16 protein-coding genes, 1 tRNA gene and 1 pseudogene are annotated in these 21,820 nt (G+C 51.3%); 8 read left to right on the top strand and 10 right to left on the bottom strand.

Annotated features, from left to right (window positions below):
• Positions 1–60: 60 nt before the first annotated feature.
• Entirely contained in the window at positions 61–1,284 is a 1,224-nt protein-coding gene (locus HRU10_12650; protein NRA28081.1) for a DUF1587 domain-containing protein, read from the bottom strand.
• A 319-nt stretch (positions 1,285–1,603) separates the two neighbouring features.
• Here HRU10_12650 and HRU10_12645 point away from each other — a divergent pair, with 319 nt between their 5' ends.
• The gene (locus tag HRU10_12645; GenBank protein NRA28080.1) at positions 1,604–1,852 is read left to right on the top strand and encodes a glutaredoxin family protein; all 249 of its coding nucleotides are present in this window, start codon (positions 1,604–1,606) and stop codon (positions 1,850–1,852) included.
• A 25-nt stretch (positions 1,853–1,877) separates the two neighbouring features.
• Here the strand turns inward: HRU10_12645 and HRU10_12640 are convergent, their stop codons facing one another.
• On the bottom strand, positions 1,878–2,711 hold the full coding sequence (locus HRU10_12640) for a methylated-DNA--[protein]-cysteine S-methyltransferase (protein NRA28079.1): 834 nt from the start codon (positions 2,709–2,711) through the stop codon (positions 1,878–1,880).
• Positions 2,712–2,780: 69 nt separating this feature from the next.
• Positions 2,781–5,312, bottom strand: a pseudogene (locus tag HRU10_12635) (DUF3516 domain-containing protein).
• A 110-nt stretch (positions 5,313–5,422) separates the two neighbouring features.
• On the opposite strand from HRU10_12635, the gene HRU10_12630 reads away from it, so the two are divergent.
• Both HRU10_12630 and HRU10_12625 read left to right on the top strand, forming a co-directional pair.
• Positions 5,423–6,742: a hypothetical protein gene (locus tag HRU10_12630; protein ID NRA28078.1), complete on the top strand. Its 1,320-nt coding sequence runs from the start codon at positions 5,423–5,425 to the stop codon at positions 6,740–6,742.
• Positions 6,743–6,746: 4 nt separating this feature from the next.
• Positions 6,747–7,508: a bifunctional hydroxymethylpyrimidine kinase/phosphomethylpyrimidine kinase gene (locus HRU10_12625; protein ID NRA28077.1), complete on the top strand. Its 762-nt coding sequence runs from the start codon at positions 6,747–6,749 to the stop codon at positions 7,506–7,508.
• 73 nt (positions 7,509–7,581) lie between these two features.
• Here HRU10_12625 and HRU10_12620 read toward each other — a convergent pair whose 3' ends face one another.
• The 5 genes from HRU10_12620 to HRU10_12600 all read right to left on the bottom strand — a co-directional run bounded on the left by HRU10_12620 (position 7,582) and on the right by HRU10_12600 (position 13,199).
• A complete protein-coding gene (locus HRU10_12620; protein ID NRA28076.1) occupies positions 7,582–8,358 on the bottom strand; it encodes a triose-phosphate isomerase in 777 nt (258 codons plus the stop codon).
• Positions 8,359–8,384: 26 nt separating this feature from the next.
• On the bottom strand, positions 8,385–9,581 hold the full coding sequence (locus HRU10_12615) for a phosphoglycerate kinase (GenBank protein ID NRA28075.1): 1,197 nt from the start codon (positions 9,579–9,581) through the stop codon (positions 8,385–8,387).
• Between the two features lie 126 nt (positions 9,582–9,707).
• On the bottom strand, positions 9,708–10,730 hold the full coding sequence (gene gap, locus HRU10_12610; protein ID NRA28074.1) for a type I glyceraldehyde-3-phosphate dehydrogenase: 1,023 nt from the start codon (positions 10,728–10,730) through the stop codon (positions 9,708–9,710).
• 248 nt (positions 10,731–10,978) lie between these two features.
• A tRNA-Asp gene (locus HRU10_12605) sits at positions 10,979–11,055 on the bottom strand.
• A gap of 230 nt (positions 11,056–11,285) precedes the next feature.
• Complete coding sequence (locus HRU10_12600) at positions 11,286–13,199, bottom strand: amidophosphoribosyltransferase (GenBank protein ID NRA28073.1); 1,914 nt, start codon at positions 13,197–13,199, stop codon at positions 11,286–11,288.
• A gap of 156 nt (positions 13,200–13,355) precedes the next feature.
• Between HRU10_12600 and HRU10_12595 the strand changes: the two genes are divergently transcribed.
• Genes HRU10_12595 through HRU10_12580 form a run of 4 tightly spaced genes read left to right on the top strand, consistent with a single transcriptional unit; the run spans position 13,356 to position 16,499 of the window.
• Positions 13,356–13,898, top strand: a complete 543-nt coding sequence (locus HRU10_12595; protein ID NRA28072.1) for a DUF5069 domain-containing protein — start codon at positions 13,356–13,358, stop codon at positions 13,896–13,898.
• The gene (gene tsaE, locus HRU10_12590; protein NRA28071.1) at positions 13,891–14,325 is read left to right on the top strand and encodes a tRNA (adenosine(37)-N6)-threonylcarbamoyltransferase complex ATPase subunit type 1 TsaE; all 435 of its coding nucleotides are present in this window, start codon (positions 13,891–13,893) and stop codon (positions 14,323–14,325) included. The genes HRU10_12595 and tsaE overlap by 8 nt, the downstream gene beginning before the upstream one ends.
• A 50-nt stretch (positions 14,326–14,375) precedes the next feature.
• Positions 14,376–15,110 carry an ROK family protein gene (locus HRU10_12585; GenBank protein ID NRA28070.1) on the top strand — a complete coding sequence of 245 codons (735 nt, stop codon included), beginning with the start codon at positions 14,376–14,378 and terminating at the stop codon, positions 15,108–15,110.
• 60 nt (positions 15,111–15,170) lie between these two features.
• Positions 15,171–16,499: a cytochrome P450 gene (locus tag HRU10_12580; GenBank protein NRA28069.1), complete on the top strand. Its 1,329-nt coding sequence runs from the start codon at positions 15,171–15,173 to the stop codon at positions 16,497–16,499.
• A 3-nt stretch (positions 16,500–16,502) separates the two neighbouring features.
• On the opposite strand, the gene HRU10_12575 is transcribed toward HRU10_12580, so the two are convergent.
• Together HRU10_12575 and uvrB are read right to left on the bottom strand one after the other, a co-directional pair.
• The gene (locus HRU10_12575; protein ID NRA28068.1) at positions 16,503–17,213 is read right to left on the bottom strand and encodes an SDR family oxidoreductase; all 711 of its coding nucleotides are present in this window, start codon (positions 17,211–17,213) and stop codon (positions 16,503–16,505) included.
• A 101-nt stretch (positions 17,214–17,314) separates the two neighbouring features.
• On the bottom strand, positions 17,315–19,348 hold the full coding sequence (uvrB, locus tag HRU10_12570; protein NRA28067.1) for an excinuclease ABC subunit UvrB: 2,034 nt from the start codon (positions 19,346–19,348) through the stop codon (positions 17,315–17,317).
• A gap of 118 nt (positions 19,349–19,466) precedes the next feature.
• On the opposite strand from uvrB, the gene HRU10_12565 reads away from it, so the two are divergent.
• A partial coding sequence (locus HRU10_12565) for a leucine--tRNA ligase (protein NRA28066.1) occupies positions 19,467–21,820 on the top strand: 2,354 nt, incomplete at its 3' end.

Raw genomic sequence — 21,820 nt, 5'->3', positions numbered from 1 at the left:
CTGACTTCCTTGATCGGAAGTCCGCCAGAGCCAACCACTTTTTAATTTTTTAGCGCATCCCTATGGGATGGCTGTGTTCTGCTCTTTTTTAAGTCTTTTTGCTTCTTCAGAATCTTTTTGGCGGATCGCTTTGGATAGGTTGCGGCTCAAACGATGTAACCTTTGGCGGAGCTCTTTATAAACTGGGTCCTCAATGATCGTGTCTCCCCTGACGTTCCAATCTATATGGAAGCGAGCTGGGAAATCTGAAGGCTTCCGGAGAAAAACGACCAAGTCTTGCAAGACAGGCTCGTCTATCGACCCTTGAACTACGTGATGAAACTCCTGCTCTAAAGGGGTATTGCTACAGTAGGTCAGTCTAATCGTGACAGGTAGGTCTCGATTTCCCTGGAAAGCACCTGCAAAGAATCTAAACCTATAAAACCCATCTTCCCGGACCACTTCAGATAGATCAATTTTGTTGCCATGAGAGAATGGGGGATATTCGTCATCTAACAAATTTCCTCTGGCGATCGCGTAGCGCGTTGGACTTTTCGAAAGAATGCCATTGTTGAATTCTTCAAAAGGCTTGGCTCCACCAGAGATATTTATTGAAAACGATTTGCTCCCTCTTGGGACTACGGTGTCCCCGATCCTTGCGAGACCCCCGTCAATCGGGTCCCAATCGATTTTGTAGGAAGCCGGGGGATCATCAGGTAGGGCCATGTCAGCAATATATGAAGCGACCTCGAGATACTTTTCCATCTGCGTCTCATCGATGAAGAGAGCGGCTGCGATACGATCAAATCCGTCGGCTTTGCCATCAGGTGGCAAAAGTTCACGCAATGTATGCGCATGTGATGCATCAATATCGAGAAGATCGATGATTGTATTTACATATTCATCTCGGTTTAAGCGTCTTAAAAGAACCTGGCCCCCCTTCATGCGACTCTCTTCCTGAGCCTGGCGAATTTGGCTTCCAATCCACTCCGCCACTTCAAAAACTTGATCTGGGTCCGGCTGAGGCTTTTCGATTGGAGGCATATCTCCCAGATTGATCGCATCCATAGCTTCGACCCACTTGTCCGCATTCGTGGGGTGTGTGAAGTCGAGATGCAAGCGATCCATGTAAAACGACGCCTTAGCATTATCGCCACTATGACACTCAAGACAGTGGGTCTGAAAAAACGGCTTAACCGTCCGCTCAAAAAAGGGATCGGGTTGGTTAGCCTGAGCCTCTGATGCGAGGTGCATACACAAGAAGCCGACTGCGATCCAAGTCGTCAATGGGAGGGATAATTTCATCTCAAATGTGGGGCCTGAAGAAAATCAATCTGTCAGAACCATACCTTTAAAAACCTCCATGAGCTAGTTTGGTAGACGACGTTCAACAGAGTGAATTTCATTCTCAATCTCAACATCTCTCAGAAATATCGGCCCGAAAGCCGAAAAATTCTCTTTTTGAGTGATCAAAGGTCAGGAACGCACATCGAAGTGCCAAAGGGTTCGAAGACCAGCGCTTTAAGTAAGCCTACTCCAGGGAAACGCCCAGCATTCCGCATTGGGAGGAATACGCCTTGAAACTTTATAAAAATAACGTGTCTTTGCAGCGATGAAACCGATCATGTATGTAAAACCGGGCTGCCCATGGTGTAAGCTCGCACGAGACTTTTTCTCTGACCGAGGTGTAGACTTAGAAGAGCGTGATGTCATCTCCGATAAAGCCGCTTGGACACGTATGGAAGAAATCAGCGGGCAGACCAAGACACCCACTCTCGAATACGGTGATTTCGTGGTAGCAGACTTCGACCCCGATGAATTCATGGCCGCAGTCGACAAAAAGCCTGAGATCAAAAAGGCGCTTGGATTATAGAAGGCGCTTTTTGCTCAAACCGCCCCTACACGGCCACCCGTTCCATCTCCCAGGCGAGCAACGCACGTTTTTGTCGGAGGCCCCAGCGGTAGCCGCCGAGTGTGCCGGTTTCTCGTAAGACGCGGTGACAGGGGATGAGAAATGAAACGGGATTACTCCCGACTGCCGTGCCGACGGCTCTTGCTGCTTTAGGACGGCCCAGACTCTTTGCTAAATTACCATACGACACGAGCTTGCCTTCGGGAATCGACAGCAAGGCGCGCCAGACCTGGACCTGAAAATTCGTCCCGCTTACAAAAACCGTACTCTCCTTGCGGTCCGGAGAGAAAAGCGCCTGCACATGCTGCGTAATCGCGGCGGCGTCGTGCTGAATCACTGCACCGGGCATGCGGTGCTGTAAATCCGCTTCGATCTCACTTGCTACGCTATTGTTCCATTCTTCTGGAAAACCCAACCAGCAGATTCCGCGCTCGGTCACCGCAAGGGACACGCGCCCAAACGAACCCACTGCTACGCCCATTTTCACCACCATACCAGAACAAGAATTTTTGAATTCTCCCGGCGTGATCGCATCGAAGGTCACAAAGAGATCATGCAAACGGCCCGGCCCTGAGAGACCCGCACTTAAGGATGCATCCAATACCGCGTCACCTGCGATCAAACGCTCTTTAGCCGTATCCAATAGGAGCTGCTGAACAAAACGTTGAGGACTGACACCCACATATGCCGTAAAGAGCCGTTGAATGTAGCCTTTGCTCAAATTGAAGTGGCCAGCGAGTTCGTCGAGCGAAGGCTGCTCCGCATAATGCTCGGAAAGGAAGTGAATGATATTTGCGACGCGATGGTAGTCAGAAGCCATGGTTAAAATTGGTTTTGTATCAAAATAACACGACTTCTCCCATCAACCACCCGGATCATGCACACATCTTTAGTGAGTCCGCTCTAAGGCTATGGGAAGTAAAGCCACCACACCGGACTCGCGCACCCCTTTTAAATCAACCTGGAAGACCCACTGCACATCATTGAGCTCATCTCCGTCGACCAGAGTCTGTTCGACCCGGAGCATTCCCGCTCTATCGTCGCGGTCGATGCGTGTGTGTTTCTTAGAACGCGCCTCAGGATCGAATCGAAGAAAATCATGGTCTTCGAAATAGCTCTCGATATCACGACGTAGCACTATTTCTGGAGACTGAGCATCGGGGTAACACAAAGCGAAGGAATAAGACTCTACCAACGCCTCCCATTCTCGATTCGCAAATTCATGCAAAAAGGCAAACACAGCGGTCCGCACAGCGCGCTCCAAAGTTGCGGCGTCTCGCGTGATATCTGGTCGATCCGGGAGCTCGGCACCTGCGGGCCCTTTAACGTAATCAGGATTACGCAGCGTCTCCCATTCATCCATCAGGCTCGAATCTGTGTGTCTCAGCAAATGGTTAAAATAGCTGATCATCTCCTCCACCGGTTCAGTCTTAAAAGCCGGAGGAATGGTATTTTCTAGGACACGATAGACCTGGGTGATATGACGCAACAACAGACCTTCGGCGCGCTGAATGCCATAGCGTTTCACATAATCTGCAAAGCTGCTGTAGCGTTCATACATCTCGCGAGCAATGGATTTGGGACGGATATTTTCTTGGCCAACCCAAGGATGTGTCGCAGCAAACTCATTGAAGGTGGCATATATGAAATCGGCTTCTGGCTTCGGATGTTCCACCTCTTCCAGTCGCTCCATCCGATCGTCGTATTCAACGCCTTGTTCCTTCAGCTCCGCGATCAGTTCACTTTTGATAAAGTTAATCTGCGCGCGCAAAATCACCTCAGGATTTTCGAGGATCGACTCTGCTAAACTAAGCAATTTGAGCGGGTAATCCTCTTAGCGCGTGTCCAACAAACCTAGGGCATCAATACAATACAGTGCGAGAGTCTGATTGAGCGAAAAATCGTCCTGAAGCTCGACATTAATCCTCAACTTTTGAGCGGCTCCTGGTGGCTGGACCTCAATAATGTTCCTATCCATCAAAGCCCGGAAAAGTTGGAATGCCTCGTGGCGCATGACGCGTTTTGACGCCGGTGTATTGTGGCAATCCCGAATTATCTGTCGCATCGCCTGGCATCCGTCACCGTCACGACTCAATACATTCAGCAGCATACCATGGCTCACCTTAAAAGAGGACTTGAGCGACTCAGGCGGTGCCGACTGAAGCCGAGAAAACGTCTGTTCATCCCAATGCACATAGCCGTGCTCAGGTGGCTTCTTTTTAACGAGCTTACTCTTCTTTTTGTTACCCGCAGCCGCCTTCGCCTCCAGTCTCTTGTTTTCGATGACATGGGCTGGCGCCATCGCGAGAACATAGCCCACGTCATCGAATCCCTTACGCCCCGCCCGACCACTGATCTGATGAAAATCGCGCGCAGTCAGAATTTCCGTCTGCCGTCCGCCAAACTTACAGAGCTGAGTAAACAAAACAGTACGTATCGGAACATTGACGCCCACACCCAGCGTGTCTGTCCCGCATATGACTTTGAGCATGCCCTTCTGAGCAAGTTTCTCGATCAATACCCGATACTTGGGCAACAACCCTGCGTGATGTAGGCCAATACCCGCACGCGCCAGTTTTTTGATCTCTTTACCAAACGGACTGGTAAACGATGCGTCCTGTAATTCTTCGGCAATCGCTTGTTTTTCCTCCTTGGAACACAAATTGATACTCAACAGGTTCTGAGCAGTCTCAGCAGCAGAACGCTGGGTGAAATGGACGACATAGACAGGAAGTTTGTTAGCTCCAGCCAATGCCTCGATAGTCTCAGAAAATGCGTCCTCAATATACTCAAACTCAAGGGGAACCGGGCGCTCAACACTCTTCACAGTAACACTCTCAAGGCCGGTCACACGTGTCATCTCACGCTCAAAAAACGCCGTCTCACCCAGTGTCGCAGAGATCAAACAAAAGCGCGCCTTCGACATCGTCAGCAAGGGCGCCTGCCAGGCCACACCCCGCTCTTCGTCCGAATAATAGTGAAATTCGTCCATGATGATGTCGTGGAATCGCGCATCCGGTCCGTCACGCAGAGCTATATTAGACAAGATTTCTGCCGTACAACACAAGATCGGCGCATTCCCGTTCACAGTCGCGTCACCCGTCATCATTCCCACACTTTCCGGCCCAAAATCTCGGCATAGAGAAAGAAATTTTTCATTCACCAACGCCTTGATAGGGCAGGTATACACCGAGCGCCTTCCCGTCGAAGCAGACAAATAGTGCAGGGATGCCGCCACAAGCGACTTACCGGATCCTGTCGGTGTATTAACGATAACATTCTTACCAGCGAACAATTCGAGAATGGCTTCCTCCTGAGCGGGATAGAGCTCGAGTTCCTTACGGACTGTGTAGTCAAGAAAGGACTCCAACAAAGAATCTGGATCTGAGATATCTGGCCTGGGTTCGAGAGGAAAGGACACGATGTCAAAGCCTGAAAAAGAATCTCCGGGCGAGCAAGAGTTGCGCGAAAAATATCAAAAAAGGGATTTAGATTGCGCAAATTCACTTAATACGGACAGCCTTCAAACTCATGGTATCCGTACAGATATCCCTCAAATTGCCTTCAGTATTTTCTGACCACATGGTATTGCAGAGGCATGCGGCTATTCCTGTTTGGGGCTGGGCGCAACCAGGTGCGAACATACACGTCACACTGGGTAAAACCACCATGCAAGGCATTGCCGATGCCGAGGGAAATTGGAAAGTCCACCTGCCCTCGCAATCAGCTAGCTTCACACCCAGAAATCTCAAGAAGAGCCCCCCGACAGCCGCCACGCTTCGCCTTGGCCCCATAGGCGATTCGGCCACAGCATGGATTAATGGAAAAAAACTCGAGAGTTCTACCGAAGCGGCTCCAGGCTCAATAACGCTTTCAGTATCACAGAACACTCTGAAGACCGGACGCAACACGATTGCTCTCAGGATCTTCACGCCTTTCGCCTTTGGAGGTTTCATCGGTGGAGATCAATATCCGTATCTAGAATGGCCCGACTTTCAATTGCAGTTGACTGGCATTTGGCGACGACAGACTGAGAGTATCATCGCCTCTGATGAGCCCTTGGACAAACAAGTTAAAGTTGGAGCCCCCACGCTACCCAAAGACTACCGGGGCTATGGCCGCCCGGCCTCCCTGGCGAATGGCATGATCTCGCCCGTGACCCCATATGGACTCCGCGGGGTGATTTGGTACAAAGGTGAAGCTGATGCAGGATTCCGCCCTCAGGACTATCGCGGTAAAATGAAAGCTCTGATGGAGGACTGGCGTCGTTGGTTTGAAAATCAAGAAATGCATTTCGGGATCGTCCAGCTGGCAAATTTCCTCAGCCCGGCTAATCCACTCAAAGATGACAATTGGCCGCACTTGCGCGAAGCGCAAAGACTCGCTGTTTTAGACGATCCCAAAGCAGGACTGGCCGTCGCTATTGATGCGGGTGAAACGAATGACATCCATCCGCGCCACAAGCAAGTCATCGGACGTCGTCTCGCACGCTGGGCATTGGCAGATGTATACCAAAAAATCGATCTGCGCGGCGGCCCTGAGCCTGTGGAGATCAGATTCGAGGAAGCCACTGCGCTCATCCGTTTCGAGCAGGTCGGCAGCGGCCTGAAAGCTTTGAATGGCAACCCGCTCTCAGGCTTTTTGTTGGCTGGTGAAGATCGAAAGTTCTATGAAGCCGACGCGACTATTGAAAGCGACGTGGTGAAAGTAACATCCGAGAGTGTTTCACGCCCGATTGCAGTGCACTACGCATGGCATCTCAATCCAATCTGGGCAAACCTGGGCAACGAAGAACGCCTCCCGGCAGTTCCTTTCAAATCCGATGACTGGAATATGGGCGAAAGCTCTTAGAGTCATGACCAGCCTGGCCTCCCCCATAATAATCGTCCATAGCTTGCCAGCTTTTGGAGGAGCGGGGCTAGGCGTGATACTTCCCGTTTTGGGCACGCAAGCGATCCCAGTTCCCAGCATTTATTTAAACGCCACACCCGACTACCCAGAGAGCCAGCGCTGGCCGAATGCTCAGCTCATCGAGCAACTCCAAGCCAATCTCAAGTTCCAAAACCATGCCGGTCGAAAACCAGACCTATTTATAGGCTACCTAGCTTCTGTCCAACAGGCCGAGGGGATTGTTAATTGGCTAAGTGAGCAGCGCGAAAATCTTGGCAAGATCTGGGTCGATCCGATTTGTGGTGATCATGGCAGAGCCTACGTTTCCAAAGACTTGATTTCAGTATGGTTGAAAATATTAAATTTCGCTGATGTAGCGTTGCCGAATTCTACTGAAATCGAACTTCTCGCTGACGCCGAGGGCCTCAATCGTATACAGTGGCTATCGACGCAGGTATTGCGCGCGACTATTCTAGAGACTTCTGCAGAACCCCAAGGTGGGTCACGCGGTGTCTGTATTCATCATAAAGCAGCTACCGAGATGATAAATCTGCCTTGGGAACCGCGCTCATATCGCGGAACTGGTGATTTATTTGCGGCCTGCCTCATCAAAGAAGAGGCAGCATTGAGAAGTTGGAGCACCCGGGTTCAGTCAGCTGCAAAGACCGTGTCAGAAACTATTCGCTACAGTGCAAAAAAAGACGCTGAGTGCCTCCTTCTGCCATAGGAGCGTCGGTCTAAATCCACAGAAGGCGGCGACGAAGTGCCGCTCTCCAGAGTTCAAAGGAAAACCTACCGACCTACTCGGAAAGGCTAACTGCAGTTTCTACAATAGCGCAAAAATCTTTGGCTTTGAGGGCTGCGCCTCCGATTAACCCACCGTCAATATCGGGCTGTTTGAGGAGTTCTTCGGCATTTCCAGGTTTCATAGACCCGCCATAAAGGATGCGGATTTTATCACCCGTTTCACCAAACAATTCAATAAGAAGGGCACGGATAGCAGCATGGACCTCTTGTGCCATTTCCGGCGTAGCAGTTTTTCCCGTACCGATGGCCCAAACAGGCTCATACGCGATGACTACCTGATCTGCCTTACTTTCAGTCACATCGACCAGTCCGCCACGCAGCTGAGTTTCGACCACCTTGAGGGTGTCTCCCGCTTCTCGATCTTCGAGAGTCTCACCGACACACAAGATAGGACGTAGGTTGTTCTGCAGTGCCGCCAAGACCTTCTGGTTTATCAACTCATCCGACTCAGCGAAATACTCTCGGCGCTCGCTGTGTCCCAAAATCACCGATGAAGCGAACAAATCGCGAAGCATTTCAGCACTCACTTCTCCAGTGTAGGCGCCCGCGGCTTCATGGTGCATGTTTTGTGCACCCAGATTGACAGTAGAATCGGAAACGATCGACCCCACACTTTCGAGTGAAGTGTAAGGCGGACAGACAACGATACCGACAGCGGTCTGCTGTCCAACAGACGATACCACTTCGGTCGCGAGCTCTTTCGCCTCCGCTATGGTTTTGTTCATCTTCCAGTTTCCGGCTATTAGGAACCTACGTGATTTATTACTCATGGTTGGGAAATTTGGGATTATAAAGATTATTGCTCAAGAGCGACAACGCCGGGAAGCGCTTTTCCTTCAAGAAACTCCAATGAGGCACCGCCCCCTGTGCTCATGAAAGTGACTTGGTCGCCATAGCCAGATTGATTGATGGCCTTTACTGAATCACCGCCACCGATGATCGAGAGACCGTCACTATCAGCGATCACCTTAGCGATTTCGAAAGTCCCCTTTGAACAGGCTTCAATTTCAAAGATCCCCATAGGACCATTCCAGAGAACAGTTTTGGCCTCTTGAATAGCCGATGAGAACAATGCGACGGACTTCGGCCCGATATCCACGCCTTCCCAGCCTTCAGGAATATTACCTTCGACGATCTTTGAATCAGTGAAAGAACCTGCACCGAAATCAAGCCCTTGCACGACCATTGTGTCGACCGGAAGAAGGAATTTTACGCCCTTTTTCTTCGCCTTGGCCAAAGCGGCCTTCGCGGTATCTATCTTGTCGGGCTCAGATAAGCTGTCACCCACTGTCTCTCCTAGAGCGAGTTTAAATGTGTAGGCCATCGCGCCACAGATCAAAATTGTGTCTGCCTTTTCGAGTAGAGCGTCGATAACCATGATCTTATCAGAGACCTTGGCTCCTCCCAAAATGACCGTCAGCGGTCGCTCAGGTTGCGACACCTTGTCACCCAAGTAGGCAAGTTCCTTTTCAATCAATAAGCCAGCAGCCTTCTCTGCAACAAACTCAGCGACACCGGCAGTGGAAGCATGGGCACGGTGGGCTGTACCAAAAGCATCGTTCACATAAACATCCGCTAGATTGGCCAGCTTCTTCGCAAATTCAGCGTCATTCTTTTCCTCACCCGCGTAGAAGCGAACATTCTCTAGCAATACGACTGAACCTGGCTCGGTGCTATCAATAATAGACTCTGCTTCCTCATCAACACAGTCCTTCACGAAAATCACCGGGCGCTTCAGCTTATCAGAAAGATCTGCCGCCACCGGCCGGAGTGAATATTTCATATTTGGCTCACCCTTCGGACGGCCCAGATGGCTAGCGAGAATCACGCGTGCCTTCTGGTTGACGAGTAATTCGATCGTGGGGAGCGCTGCGCGAATGCGTGTGTCGTCGGTGACTTTGCCGTCTGACGAAAGCGGAACATTGAAATCAACGCGCACAAGCACGCGTTTTCCGCTGCAGGAGAGATCTTTTACAGATTTTACCTTGGCCATAGAGAAAAATTGAAGAGCCGCGATGGAATAAGTGAGTGCGGATAAATGAAAGAAAAAAGGCCAGGAGAGCGTGATTTTTATCTGCTCTCCTGACCCTCAGAAAAGGTGTGGGCAAATCGGCCTGGCTTATGCCATCTTCGCCACCTTCGAGATCAACTCGGCGCAGCGATTGGAATAACCCCACTCATTGTCATACCAAGACACCAGCTTGAAGAAGGTATCAGAAAGGGCGATACCGGAGCCAGCGTCGAAAATAGAGCTATGGCTATCGTGAACGAAGTCGGTTGAGACTACCTCGTCTTCGGTGTATCCGAGGATGCCCTTGAGGGGACCCTCAGCGGCTTCTTTCATCTTGGAGCAAATTTCTTCGTAAGAAGTAGGCTTCTCGGTCTTCACGGTGAGATCTACCGCTGACACTGTAGGTGTTGGCACGCGGAAGGCCATCCCCGTCAGCTTGCCCTTCACTTCAGGAAGAACGAGTCCCACAGCCTTGGCTGCCCCTGTAGTGGATGGGATAATGTTGGTCGCCGCAGCACGCCCCCCCTTCATGTCTTTTGGAGAAGGCCCATCGACGGTACGCTGAGTTGCAGTGTAAGCGTGAACGGTTGTCATCAAACCCTCTTTTATGCCGTAGTTATCGAGGACGATCTTGGTCATCGGAGCCAGGCAGTTGGTCGTGCACGAAGCGTTAGAGATAATCGAATCATCTGCAGTTAGGGTATCGTCATTCACACCCAGCACGACAGTTTTGACCTTATCTCCCTTACCAGGGGCGGAAATGATTACCTTTTTGGCACCAGCTTTGATATGTCCTTCTGCTTTTTCGTCCTGAACCCAAAGGCCTGTAGACTCGAGAACGATATCTACACCGTAGTCTTTCCAAGGAAGATTCTCAGGAACCTCGCGGAGAGCAATCGTTTGGATGCGCTGTCCGTTCACTATGAGGACATCACCATCGACCTCTACCTCGCCATTGAAGCGGCCTTGAGTAGAGTCATATTTGAGGAGATAGGCTAGGTTGTCGGCTGGGACGAGGTCGTTGATAGCAACGACTTCTACTTCAGTGCCCAATAGGCCTTTGTCCGCGAGCGCGCGAAATACCATGCGACCGATACGGCCGAATCCGTTAATTCCGATTTTAACCGGCATAATGCAATCCGTGTTGAATATGTTTGTTGTGAGAGAGTGTTGCGCCAAACTTGACACAGCGACGCAGTGAAAGGGCTCCGCACCTTAACGCAAGACGGAATGCGAAAACCTAGCCTGGAGCCTCGCGACAAGACCGGGCCGTGAGCGCAGCGAGCGGAACCGGAACACCCGGAGCACGCGGTTGAGAGGCCCTCACCAAAACACTGGCACAAAAAAAGCCCTCGGAATTCCGAGAGCTTTTTAAAAGGTGGCGGGATAGACGGGACTCGAACCCGCGGCCTCCTGCGTGACAGGCAGGCGCTCTAACCAACTGAGCTACTACCCCTTTGTGGGAAAGATTCCGATAGAGGACATTTCGCTTCCCCCCGTCAATATGAATTTGGAAATATTTCAAAAAGCAGGACCAAAAGATCCTCTAGTGAAGGCTAATTACCGCGGATAAGCTAAAGGAAGTTCCTAAATTTGTATCGATTCAGTCACACCTTCTGTTCATTAAAAACCAATTCAAAATTCGCGTGCATTCGCAGATCACCCAGGCAAGACGATCCAGACCGTCTAGTAGCTCCGCCCCCGCCGATTTTCGTAATAGTTAATGAACGCTTGGTTCAACACATAGTAGCCTCCGGGGGTAGGATACTCACCTGTGAAATACCAATCGCCCGTGTGTCGAGGGCTAGCCTGATGCAGAGCATCTACAGTCTGGAAAGTAATCTCGATATCCCCTTCCCATGCGATATCGCGAGGACGGACAAGCTCGGATATTTTTTGCGATATCTGCTCGTCAGTAAACGGTTCATAGATGCGGCGCACGTGATTAACTAGACGTGATCTTGGCTGACTCGCCTGGTCACAACAGTCCTGATATACATCCAAGATCACATCTTCACTGCCATGTTGTTTGTGAAGGGCAATCGCAGCTTGGAACGCGATAAATTTCCCCAGCTCGGACATATCAATGCCATAGCAATCAGGATAACGGATCTGCGGCGCAGTGGAAGCGACGACTATTTTCTTGGGGTTTGTTCGGCTCAACATTTTGAGAATAGACTCCTTCAACGTAGTCCCGCGAACGATGGAATCGTCGATGCAAACTAAATTATCAGTCGGCTTCACCACCCCGTAGGCCACATCATAAACATGTGAAACTAACTGGGCCCGGCTAGACTCCTCACTAATAAAGGTGCGGAGCTTGATGTCCTTGATAGCAATCTTCTCACCGCGCGGAGCCAAACGCCCCATAATATCGTCAATCCTTTCGGGAGTGAGGTCCCCGCGTGCCAGATCGTCTTTGATACGTTGGGCCGCCATTTCGCGATTCATGGCGTGTAAGCGCTCCATCAGGCCAAAGTAGGCCATCTCCGCAGTATTTGGGATGTAAGTAAAAACGGCATCCTCGACCTCATGATTGATGGACCAGAGAATTTGTTCTGCCATCGCTGCACCCAGCGCTTTGCGTTCACGGTAGATCTGCGGATCATTACCTCTCGAAAAATAGATGCGTTCAAAGGAACAGCTCGTGCGTTTTTTTTCTTTGGCAAAGCGCTCTGTTTTGACCGTTCCATCGGCCTTGATCACAACAACTTTTCCGGGCTCAACTTCTTTAATCTCTGACTCGTCTTTGTTGAGCGCAGTAATCAGCGGGACACGTTCAGAAGCAAAGGCGATTATTTCGTCGTCCTCAGCCATATAACAGGGCCGAATTCCATTGGGATCGCGGAGTGCAAATGCATCTCCGTTCCCGATCATACCAGCGAGGGCGTAGCCTCCATCCCAGTGTTTTGCAGCCTGACGAACAATTTCAGCTGGATCCAATTTACGGCGAATTTGCTGGTAGATTTCCTGCCCCTCTAAACCGTCGCCCGAGAGTGAGTGGAAAATATCATTATGCGCCTCATCGAGAAAGAATCCGATCTCTTCGAGTACCACCTGAGTGTCGGTATCAAACACCGGATGCTGGCCACGCGAAGCTAGGCGCTGATTGAGCTGCTCCGTGTTGGTCATCGTAAAATTCCCAACCAACATCAACGACCGAGTTGGCCAGTTACTACGCCGGTAGTAGGGATGACACGCTTTCTCAAGGAGCGAGCCACTGGTCGCGTAGCGTAAGTGGCCGACTAAAAGCTCTCCTCCATATTCAAAGTTACGCTTCACCGTCTGAGCGAACTCAGGGTGTATATCTCCCTGCTTCACCATCTTGTCATATTTATCCAGTTGGCCCTGGAAGATCTTGGTGAGAGCGTTGCGATTATTGCTGCGTTCGCGAAACATGATCGGCTCACCGATGGGCATATCAAGCTTAGTGCAGCCGATGCCCGCGCCATCTTGTCCACGATTGTGCTGCTTCTCCATTAGTAGAAACAGCTTGTTAAAACCGTAGAGCGGCGTCCCGTATTTCTCCTGATAATAGGATACCGGTTTCTTCAGCCGAATCAGCACGATGCCGCATTCGTGTTGGATTGGATCACTCATAGGCTTGGGTTTCGCGAAGCGCCGGACTATTCTTTTGAAACAATGTTGTGTCGAGACCTAAGCCAAGATTCCGCTGAGCTAAGATTCAATTGTCATCCTGGACAAAGGTTTGTTTTATCCTACCAAAAATGAAACGGCCCCAACACACTCAAGCACATGTCAGGATACACCGCCCTCAGTATAATTGAATCACTCTGGAAACACACAGTGAGTCTTTACCAGTCGGGAAACCGCGAACCAGCGAGCTATTTCTCGACCGAACAGACTGAAATCATGCGCGCGCACGGTCTAAAAGTAATGGACTTTTACGACTACGCCGAAGACTTCGTTTCTGAAGGAGAGCCCGACTTCGCGACATTCATCGCTGTCCATAGCATACGTCGCAGTTACTTCCTTATTGAACAAAAAGCGACTTGGACAGATCAGGATATCAATATCGCGGACTTACCAGCTAAGTATGACGAGATAGAAGGCATTCGCTGGCTGCCTCGAATTCTGCCTAAAGCACGTGGAAAACTTCAAGGCACCCTGCCCCCGGAAATCATGTATGGATGTTCAGGGGATCGCTATTTCTTTAAGGTGTTGGGACTACATCCAGCAGAGTTCCTGGAAGTCGTTTGGCGAGCAGGAAGCGACGACCACAAAGTCGTCGATTATGTCAAAACCCGCGCCGCCGCATTCCAGGCAGTCAATGGGTGACCTCCTCGCTCAGCTTGAGGCACCTACCCATCTCAAAAACGCTGAGATGACCGAGACTCTTGGACGGGAATTAGCCGATCAGCTACCGTTCGACCACGTGTTAGCACTCAGTGGAGACCTGGGTTCAGGTAAAACCACATTCGTGCGCGGCTTGGCGAGCGGACTCGAAATCAGACAAGGTATCCACAGCCCAACCTATAACATTTTCAGCATCTATTTTGGAGGGCGGCAGTTACTCTACATGGATGCCTACCGCCTCAGGTCTACCGACGACCTCGATGCACTTGATATCGATAGCCTCTTAACATCACCCTTTCTTTGGGTGATCGAATGGCCAGAGATGATCGCCGATGCCATTCCAGATGATGCGACTCGACTGCGGCTGTGGATCGAGGGCGGTCATCACTTCATTCAACGCATCGCATAATCCAGGTTAAAAATATTGAGATCCCTCTGAGATCTCTCCACCCCTTGCTTATGGAAACACTCGGCATCGATATTGGAGGCAGTGGCATCAAAGCTGCCGTCGTGGACACCAGCTCTGGAGAATTTATAACAGAGCGTCACCGCATTCCCACCCCCCAGCCCTGTAAACTGCCCGCTTTTCAAGACGCTTTGAAGGCGATGCTGGAGCACTTTGATTGGACGGGCCCTGTAGGAGTCGGCTTCCCTGGAGTTGTTCGTCAAAATCGGACCCTCTCCGCTGCCAATTTAGATCCAACAGTAGTCGACATTGATTTAGGTGAGATTCTGAAGGATTTTGGAGCCTTCGAAGTGGCTGCGATCAACGATGCCGATGCGGCAGGCTTAGCCGAAATGCAACTCGGAGCAGGTAAAAATGCCTTGGGCACCACCCTCATGGTGACCGTTGGCACTGGAATTGGCACCGCCCTGTTCAATAAGGGCGTATTGGTGCCTAACATGGAGCTGGGACATATTGAGTTTAAAGGAAATTCTGCAGAACGGCTTGTGAGCGAGCGAGCGCGGGAAACGCGCGACCTCTCCTGGAAAGAGTGGGGCAAAAACTTCAACGAATTTCTAAAATACATCACGTTTCTTCTCCAGCTAGATCTCATCATTCTCGGCGGCGGCGGGGTCAAGAAACGGGAGAAATTTGAAAAACACCTGACTGTCGAAACGCCTATAGAATATGCCGAATTCGCCAACCGAGCTGGCATCCTCGGAGCAGCCTTGGCGGTGAACGCCCGGTAAGAAGGATTGTAGCTCCAATCTAAATACTGCTGGAATACCCCCTGCTTTTTTGCCCCAGCAATGCCTCCCTCGCCCACTGCACACCTAAAGAACATTCCGCTATACAATCCCGAACCAGGCTCTGTGGAACGCTCTTCCTGGACGCGCGCTTACTATACGGATCCGATCAATACTCAAACACGCGCCTACCGCGAGGCCGGCCCTGTGTTTAAGATCAATCACATCGGCGAAGAGGTTATCGCCATGGGGGGTCTAGAAGCCAATAAGACCGCTTGGGGAGACAACAAGCTCTGGGACTACCCGACATCCAATAAGCATTTTCGCGAACAATTCAGCGACCGCTATCTCAATCAGCTCGAAGGGCGTGTTTACCGAAAAAAGCGCCAACGCGTCACGGCCGGCTTCAAACCGTCGATGCTGATGCAGCATACCCGTAGTATGAGCGAAGTTGTCGTCCGCGAGATAGAAAAACTCTCGGGGGATTGGACCAATCTACGCTCGTTTTGTATGCGCATCATCATCGCCATGACGAGCCGCTCCCTCATGCAAGTCGATCTACCGCCGGGGATGGATCAAACCATGGCGATCAGTAACAAACATATGCTGAAAGCCCACACTTTAGGCATGTGGCGACACCTCTGGTACCTGCGTCCAGACAGAATTTATCGCAGGAAAAAGATCTTCGGTTACCTCAACAGCATCCTTGACGAGCGGGAGCGTAACCCCGTCGAGCAAGACGATATTCTTTCACTGAGCCTGAATGCGCATCCCAAGGACGAACCGCCCATTCCTAGACAGGAGCTTATTCACGATCTGTCCCAACTCATGATGGCTGGCTCTACGACAACGTCGCACACCATCCTCTGGAACCTTGTCTTTTCAGCCATCACTGAGGCCTGGAACACAAAACTCTTAGAGGAACTCGAAGGCTGGGACGCAGACAGTTTTAGCAACATGGGCGATTTCCCAAGACTGCGAGCTAGCTGCATGGAGATCGAACGATTACGCCCGCCATCGATGTATTTCGACCGCCTCAGCAAAAAGCCAATTGAATTCCAAGGCGTCACCATCCCCGAGCGAACTTGGGTGATGCATATACACTCATTGGGCCATTTTCTTCCCGAGGTTTACGACAACCCACTCAGCTTCGACCCTGATCGCTTTCTTCGCGATCCAGACCTTCCGAGACATGATGCTCATGGCCTCTTCGGCGGCGGTGCTCACGTCTGCGCCGGCGCGCCCTTAGCACGAGTGCTACAACCCGTAGCCGTGGCGAGCATCCTCTCAAATTATCAGATCGAATTTAAAGAGCCACCCGACACACACGCCTGTATCGACGTTGTTCTTGCACCCAGAGTACCTTATATTGTCAGATTCAAAAGACGCTAGATCCTACCAAGGTAATGGCTCCCCAATCTCCGAAAAGAAACTACCCGTGTCCTTTATGCTATATCCTGCAAAGGCTTTGAGCATCGACCGGACTGCCTCTGAAACACTTAACGGCGCATCAGCACCCCCCATATCTGTCCTGACCCAGCCAGGGCTCTGAGCGATCACAGCAATACTTTTTTCACGTAAATTCCCTGCCAACTGCACCGTGCCCATATTGAGGCCAGCCTTACTCATTGCGTAAGCGTAGCTATTTCGACTGACCTCACGACTCATCTCCATACTCCCAAGCCGTGAGCTCATCATGATGATTCTAGGATTTTCACTACGTTCCAGAAAAGGAACCAAATCACGACTCAGAAGCAGCGGTGACACCGCATTGGTTCGAACGAGATCGAGAATCACGTCAGGACTTAAATCTGATAAACTATCCCATACAGAAGCCCCAGCGTTATTTACCAGGAGATCGAGCCCGATGTGCAGCTTTTTTAGATAAAGGTAAAGACTACGCCGATCTCTAGGATTATCGACATCGAGGCTAAAAATCTCCATATTTCGCCCAAAACTGTGTCGCATATTTTTGAGCTCGATAGCGGCATCGGGTTCGCGGCAGGTCGCAAAGACGCGGTGGCCCTTCCTCAACATCTGTTGAGTTATTTCTAGGCCGATGCCACGATTTGCGCCCGTGACAAGTACAGTCTGGGGTGAAATCATCGGTAAGGTTAAATTGTAATGGGAGGTTGACTACATCTGAGTCAGAACTGGTATCGATATTTCAACAATAACAAAATTATGAGGAAGAACATTTTCAGACATCATGAACGTTTGCGCTTCTGTTTGTAACGTTTCCCAGATCTCCCCTGGACACCACGTTTACTTTGTGACTGGCGATAGTCTCCGCTGCGCAGAGTTTCGATTTGGTCACGCAGTACCGCCGCACGCTCAAATTCAAGAGATCGGGACGCATCGAGCATTTCTTCCTCTAGCTCGGCGATGATTGCTTTCACATCATCTTTACTCTCCGCCGCAATCGCGCCCGAAGTCTCTTCCTGTTTATAAACATGGAGGCTTTTCTGGTCGCCCCGTTTAACAGATTTAGGAGTAATCCCATGCTCCTTGTTATACGCTAGTTGTTTACTACGACGGCCTTCGATTACCTCTAGGGTCTTCTGAATGGATCCGTTGATCACATCGGCATACAGAATCACCCGTCCATCTGCATTTCGTGCCGCACGCCCGGCGGTCTGAATCAGGCTCGTTTCACTGCGCAAAAATCCTTCCTTGTCCGCGTCAAGAATGGCAACCAAGGCCACCTCAGGCAAATCAAGTCCTTCGCGCAGCAGATTCACTCCCACCAGCACATCACACTCACCACTCCTCAACTTGCGCAGGATCTCAATGCGTTCGATGGCATCGATATCCGAGTGTAAATATTCTACCTTAATCTTCGCCTCGCGCATGTAATCGGTGAGATCTTCAGACATCCGCTTGGTCAAAGTCGTCACCAGCACCCGCTCTTCTTTCTCCACCGCTTTGTGCACCTCGCCAATCAAGTCAGCTACCTGATCTTTGATGGGGCGAATATACATTTCAGGATCAACCAAGCCAGTGGGCCGGATCACTTGCTCAGCCAGCGCTGAAGAGCGTTGTAATTCCAAAGCGGCTGGAGTGGCCGACACATAGACCGTCTGTCCCGTAATCGCATCAAACTCATCCGGCTTTTGCGGACGATTATCCAACGCCGACGGGAGCCGAAATCCAAATTCTACCAGCCGCTGCTTTCGCGACCGGTCGCCATGATACATGCCGTGTACCTGGGGAATCGTCACATGACTCTCATCAATGAAGAGCAAAAAGTCTTTCGGAAAAAAATCGATCAAGCAAAACGGCCGCTCCCCCTCTTTACGCCCACTCATGTGACGGGAATAATTTTCAATCCCATTGCAAAACCCCATCTCCTGCAGCAATTCGATGTCATACTCCGTACGCATGCGAATCCTTTGGGCTTCCAAAAGAAGACCCTGTTTTTCAAAACTCCCAACGCGCTCTTCTAACTCACCCTTGATCTCATTAATCGCCCCATCCAATTTCCGGCGCGGTGTAATATATTGGTTGGCAGGATAGAGACGAAACTCGGTATAGCTCTCCGCCGTATCCCCGGTCAGCGGATCGAGCGACTTGATGCTCTCTAACTCGTCTCCCCAAAATTCGAGACGTATCGCGCTCTCCATGTAGGCTGGAAAGACATCGACCGTCTCTCCCCGCACCCGGAAAGCGCCGCGCTTGAGCGCCACATCATTGCGCTCGTATAAGATTTCTACCAACATCTGGAGAAATTGATCACGCGGTCGCTCATCCCCCACTTTCAAAGGGATCATCATCTCCCGAAAATCTTCAGGCGACCCTAGACCATAAATGCACGAAACACTCGCCACCACGATCACATCTCGCCGGCTGATCAAGGAGCTTGATGCAGCAATCCGCAACCGCTCGATCTCCTCATTGATCGAAGAATCCTTCTCGATAAACGTATCGGTTGCCGGCACATAAGCCTCGGGCTGATAGTAATCATAATAGCTGACAAAATACTCGACCGCATTTTCGGGAAAGAACGCCTTAAACTCCGAATAGAGCTGAGCTGCCAAAGTCTTATTGTGAGAAATGATCAACGCCGGCCGCTGCGTGCGCTGAATGATATTGGCCATCGTAAACGTCTTTCCCGAACCCGTTACGCCCAGCAACGTTTGATACTTATTTCCCGCCTCTAACGACCCCACCAGTGTGTTGATCGCTTCCGGTTGATCGCCCATCGGCGCATACTCAGATGCCAGCTTAAATTCCACACCCACAACACAAGCCAGAACGCCCACATCTCAAACACCAAATACTAAATCTCTTATTCACACAGAGGAACCGGCTTGCCCCAGAGGCTCACTATGGCACGCTCCCTCCCTTTCTAAAAAACCCATGTCAACAGGACGCGCAGAATACTCCCCAGCCGAGATCGAACCCAAATGGCAAAAGATCTGGGCACAGGACAAGACATTCCGAGCCGAAAACGGTTCTTCCAAACCGAAATACTACGTGCTCGACATGTTCCCCTACCCATCAGGAGCCGGCCTCCATATCGGTCACCCCGAGGGCTACACCGCCTCCGACATCCTCGCTCGTTATCATTGGGCTCAAGGCTACAATGTCTTACACCCCATGGGTTGGGACGCCTTCGGTCTCCCCGCAGAGCAATACGCCATCAAAACCGGCCAACACCCCGCCACCACCACCGAGACCAACGTCGAAAACTTCCGCAAGCAGATCGATCACATCGGCTTCGCGCTGGATTGGGAGCGTGAAATTAACACTACCGACCCCGCCTACTTCAAATGGTCGCAGTGGATATTCCTAAACATGTTCAAACACGGCTTGGCTTACGTCGACGAAATGCCTGTCTGGTGGTGTGACGAACTGAAAGCCGTTCTGGCCAACGAAGAAGTGGTCGACGGAAAGAGCGAAGTCGGCGGTCACCCCGTCGAGCGCCGTAATCTGCGTCAATTCATCCTGCGTATTACCAAATACGCCGAAAAACTGCTCGATGGCTTAAAAGACCTAGACTGGCCCGATTCGACCAAACGCATGCAGACCGCATGGATCGGGCGATCGGAAGGTGCGGAGGTCGATTTCGCGCTCGAAACCATTCCAGGCGAACACCTGCGCATTTACACCACGCGGCCCGACACTCTCTTTGGAGCGACCTACATGGTCATCGCTCCAGAACATCCGCTAGTCGATGCTCTCACCTCGGAAGAGCAAAAAAACGAAGTCGCAACCTATAAACTCGCAGCTGCCAAAAAGAGCGACCTCGACCGCACTGAACTGGCCAAAGAAAAAACCGGCGTCTTCACCGGCTCTTATGCGATCAATCCCGTAAACGGCGCGCGCATCCCAATATGGGTCGCTGACTACGTGCTCATCTCCTATGGCACGGGGGCCATTATGGCTGTGCCTGCACACGACGAGCGCGACTTTGAGTTCGCCCAAACTTTCAATCTACCCATCCAGGCTGTCATCGAAGCCGAGGGCAAAGAAACGACACTACCCTACGCCAGCGCAGGCAAACTGATCGATTCGGGTAAATACAGCGGCATGCCGAGCGCCGACGCGAAACAAGCCATCATCGCCGATTTGGAAGCCGGTGGAACCGGCACGGGTGCAGTCAACTACAAGCTGCGCGATTGGATATTCTCCCGCCAGCGCTACTGGGGCGAGCCCATCCCCATCATTTGGGTCAGCCGCGAAGCTTATGACCAGGTCATCGCTAGCAAAGACTCAGCATTGCAGGCCTATTTGCCGGAAGAACCCGTGACCAGCCTGGTCGACGGAACAACGTGCTATGCCCTACCCGTCCTACCCGAGCACCTTCCCCTGCGCCTACCGGAAACAGACAACTACCAACCCTCGGGCACCGGTGAATCGCCGCTCGCCAACATCACCGACTGGCTCCAGGTCAAAGTAAATATCCAGACCGGCGCCATCGTCAGCCGCGACACCCAGACTGACTCTTCCGACTGGATCGACGCCGTTCGCGAGACCAACACCATGCCACAGTGGGCCGGCTCATGCTGGTACCACCTGCGCTATATGGACCCAGACAACGCTGAGAAGCTTGTCAGCAGTGAAGCCGAGCAGTATTGGCAAACACCCGACTTCTACATCGGCGGTGCCGAGCATGCCGTCTTACACCTCCTCTACGCACGCTTTTGGCATCGCTTCCTCTACGACATTGGCGTCCTGAGCGAACCCGAGCCCTACAAGCGCCTCTTCCACCAAGGAATCATCCTGGGCGAGGATGGAAACAAAATGTCCAAAAGTCGCGGCAATGTCGTCAACCCCGACGATATCATCGACCAATTTGGCGCAGATTCCCTGCGTCTATACGAAATGTTCTTGGGTCCCCTGGAAGCCATGAAACCCTGGTCGACCCAGAATATCCAGGGCGTGGTGCGCTTCCTCAAAAAAGTCTGGATGGAATTTATCGGCCCTGACGGCGACCCAGCCGAAAAGATCTCAGAAGGTGCGGCATTGAGCGCTGAAGACGCCAAAGTCTTTCACCAGACCATCAAAAAAGTCACCGAAGACATTCAAGGCCTCCGCTTCAACACCGCCATCTCCCAGATGATGATCTGCCAAAACACCTTGTCAAAAGCCCCAGCTTACTACTTTGAATTAGCCAAGGTATTTACCCAATTGCTTGCTCCATTTGCGCCCCACATCGGTGAGGAACTTTGGGATCGTTTGGGTCAGGGCGGTTCGATCACAGACGCTGC

This window comes from Opitutales bacterium, assembly GCA_013215165.1.
Lineage (GTDB): Bacteria > Verrucomicrobiota > Verrucomicrobiia > Opitutales > JABSRG01 > JABSRG01.
This window is presented reverse-complemented; position numbering and strand designations above follow the sequence as displayed.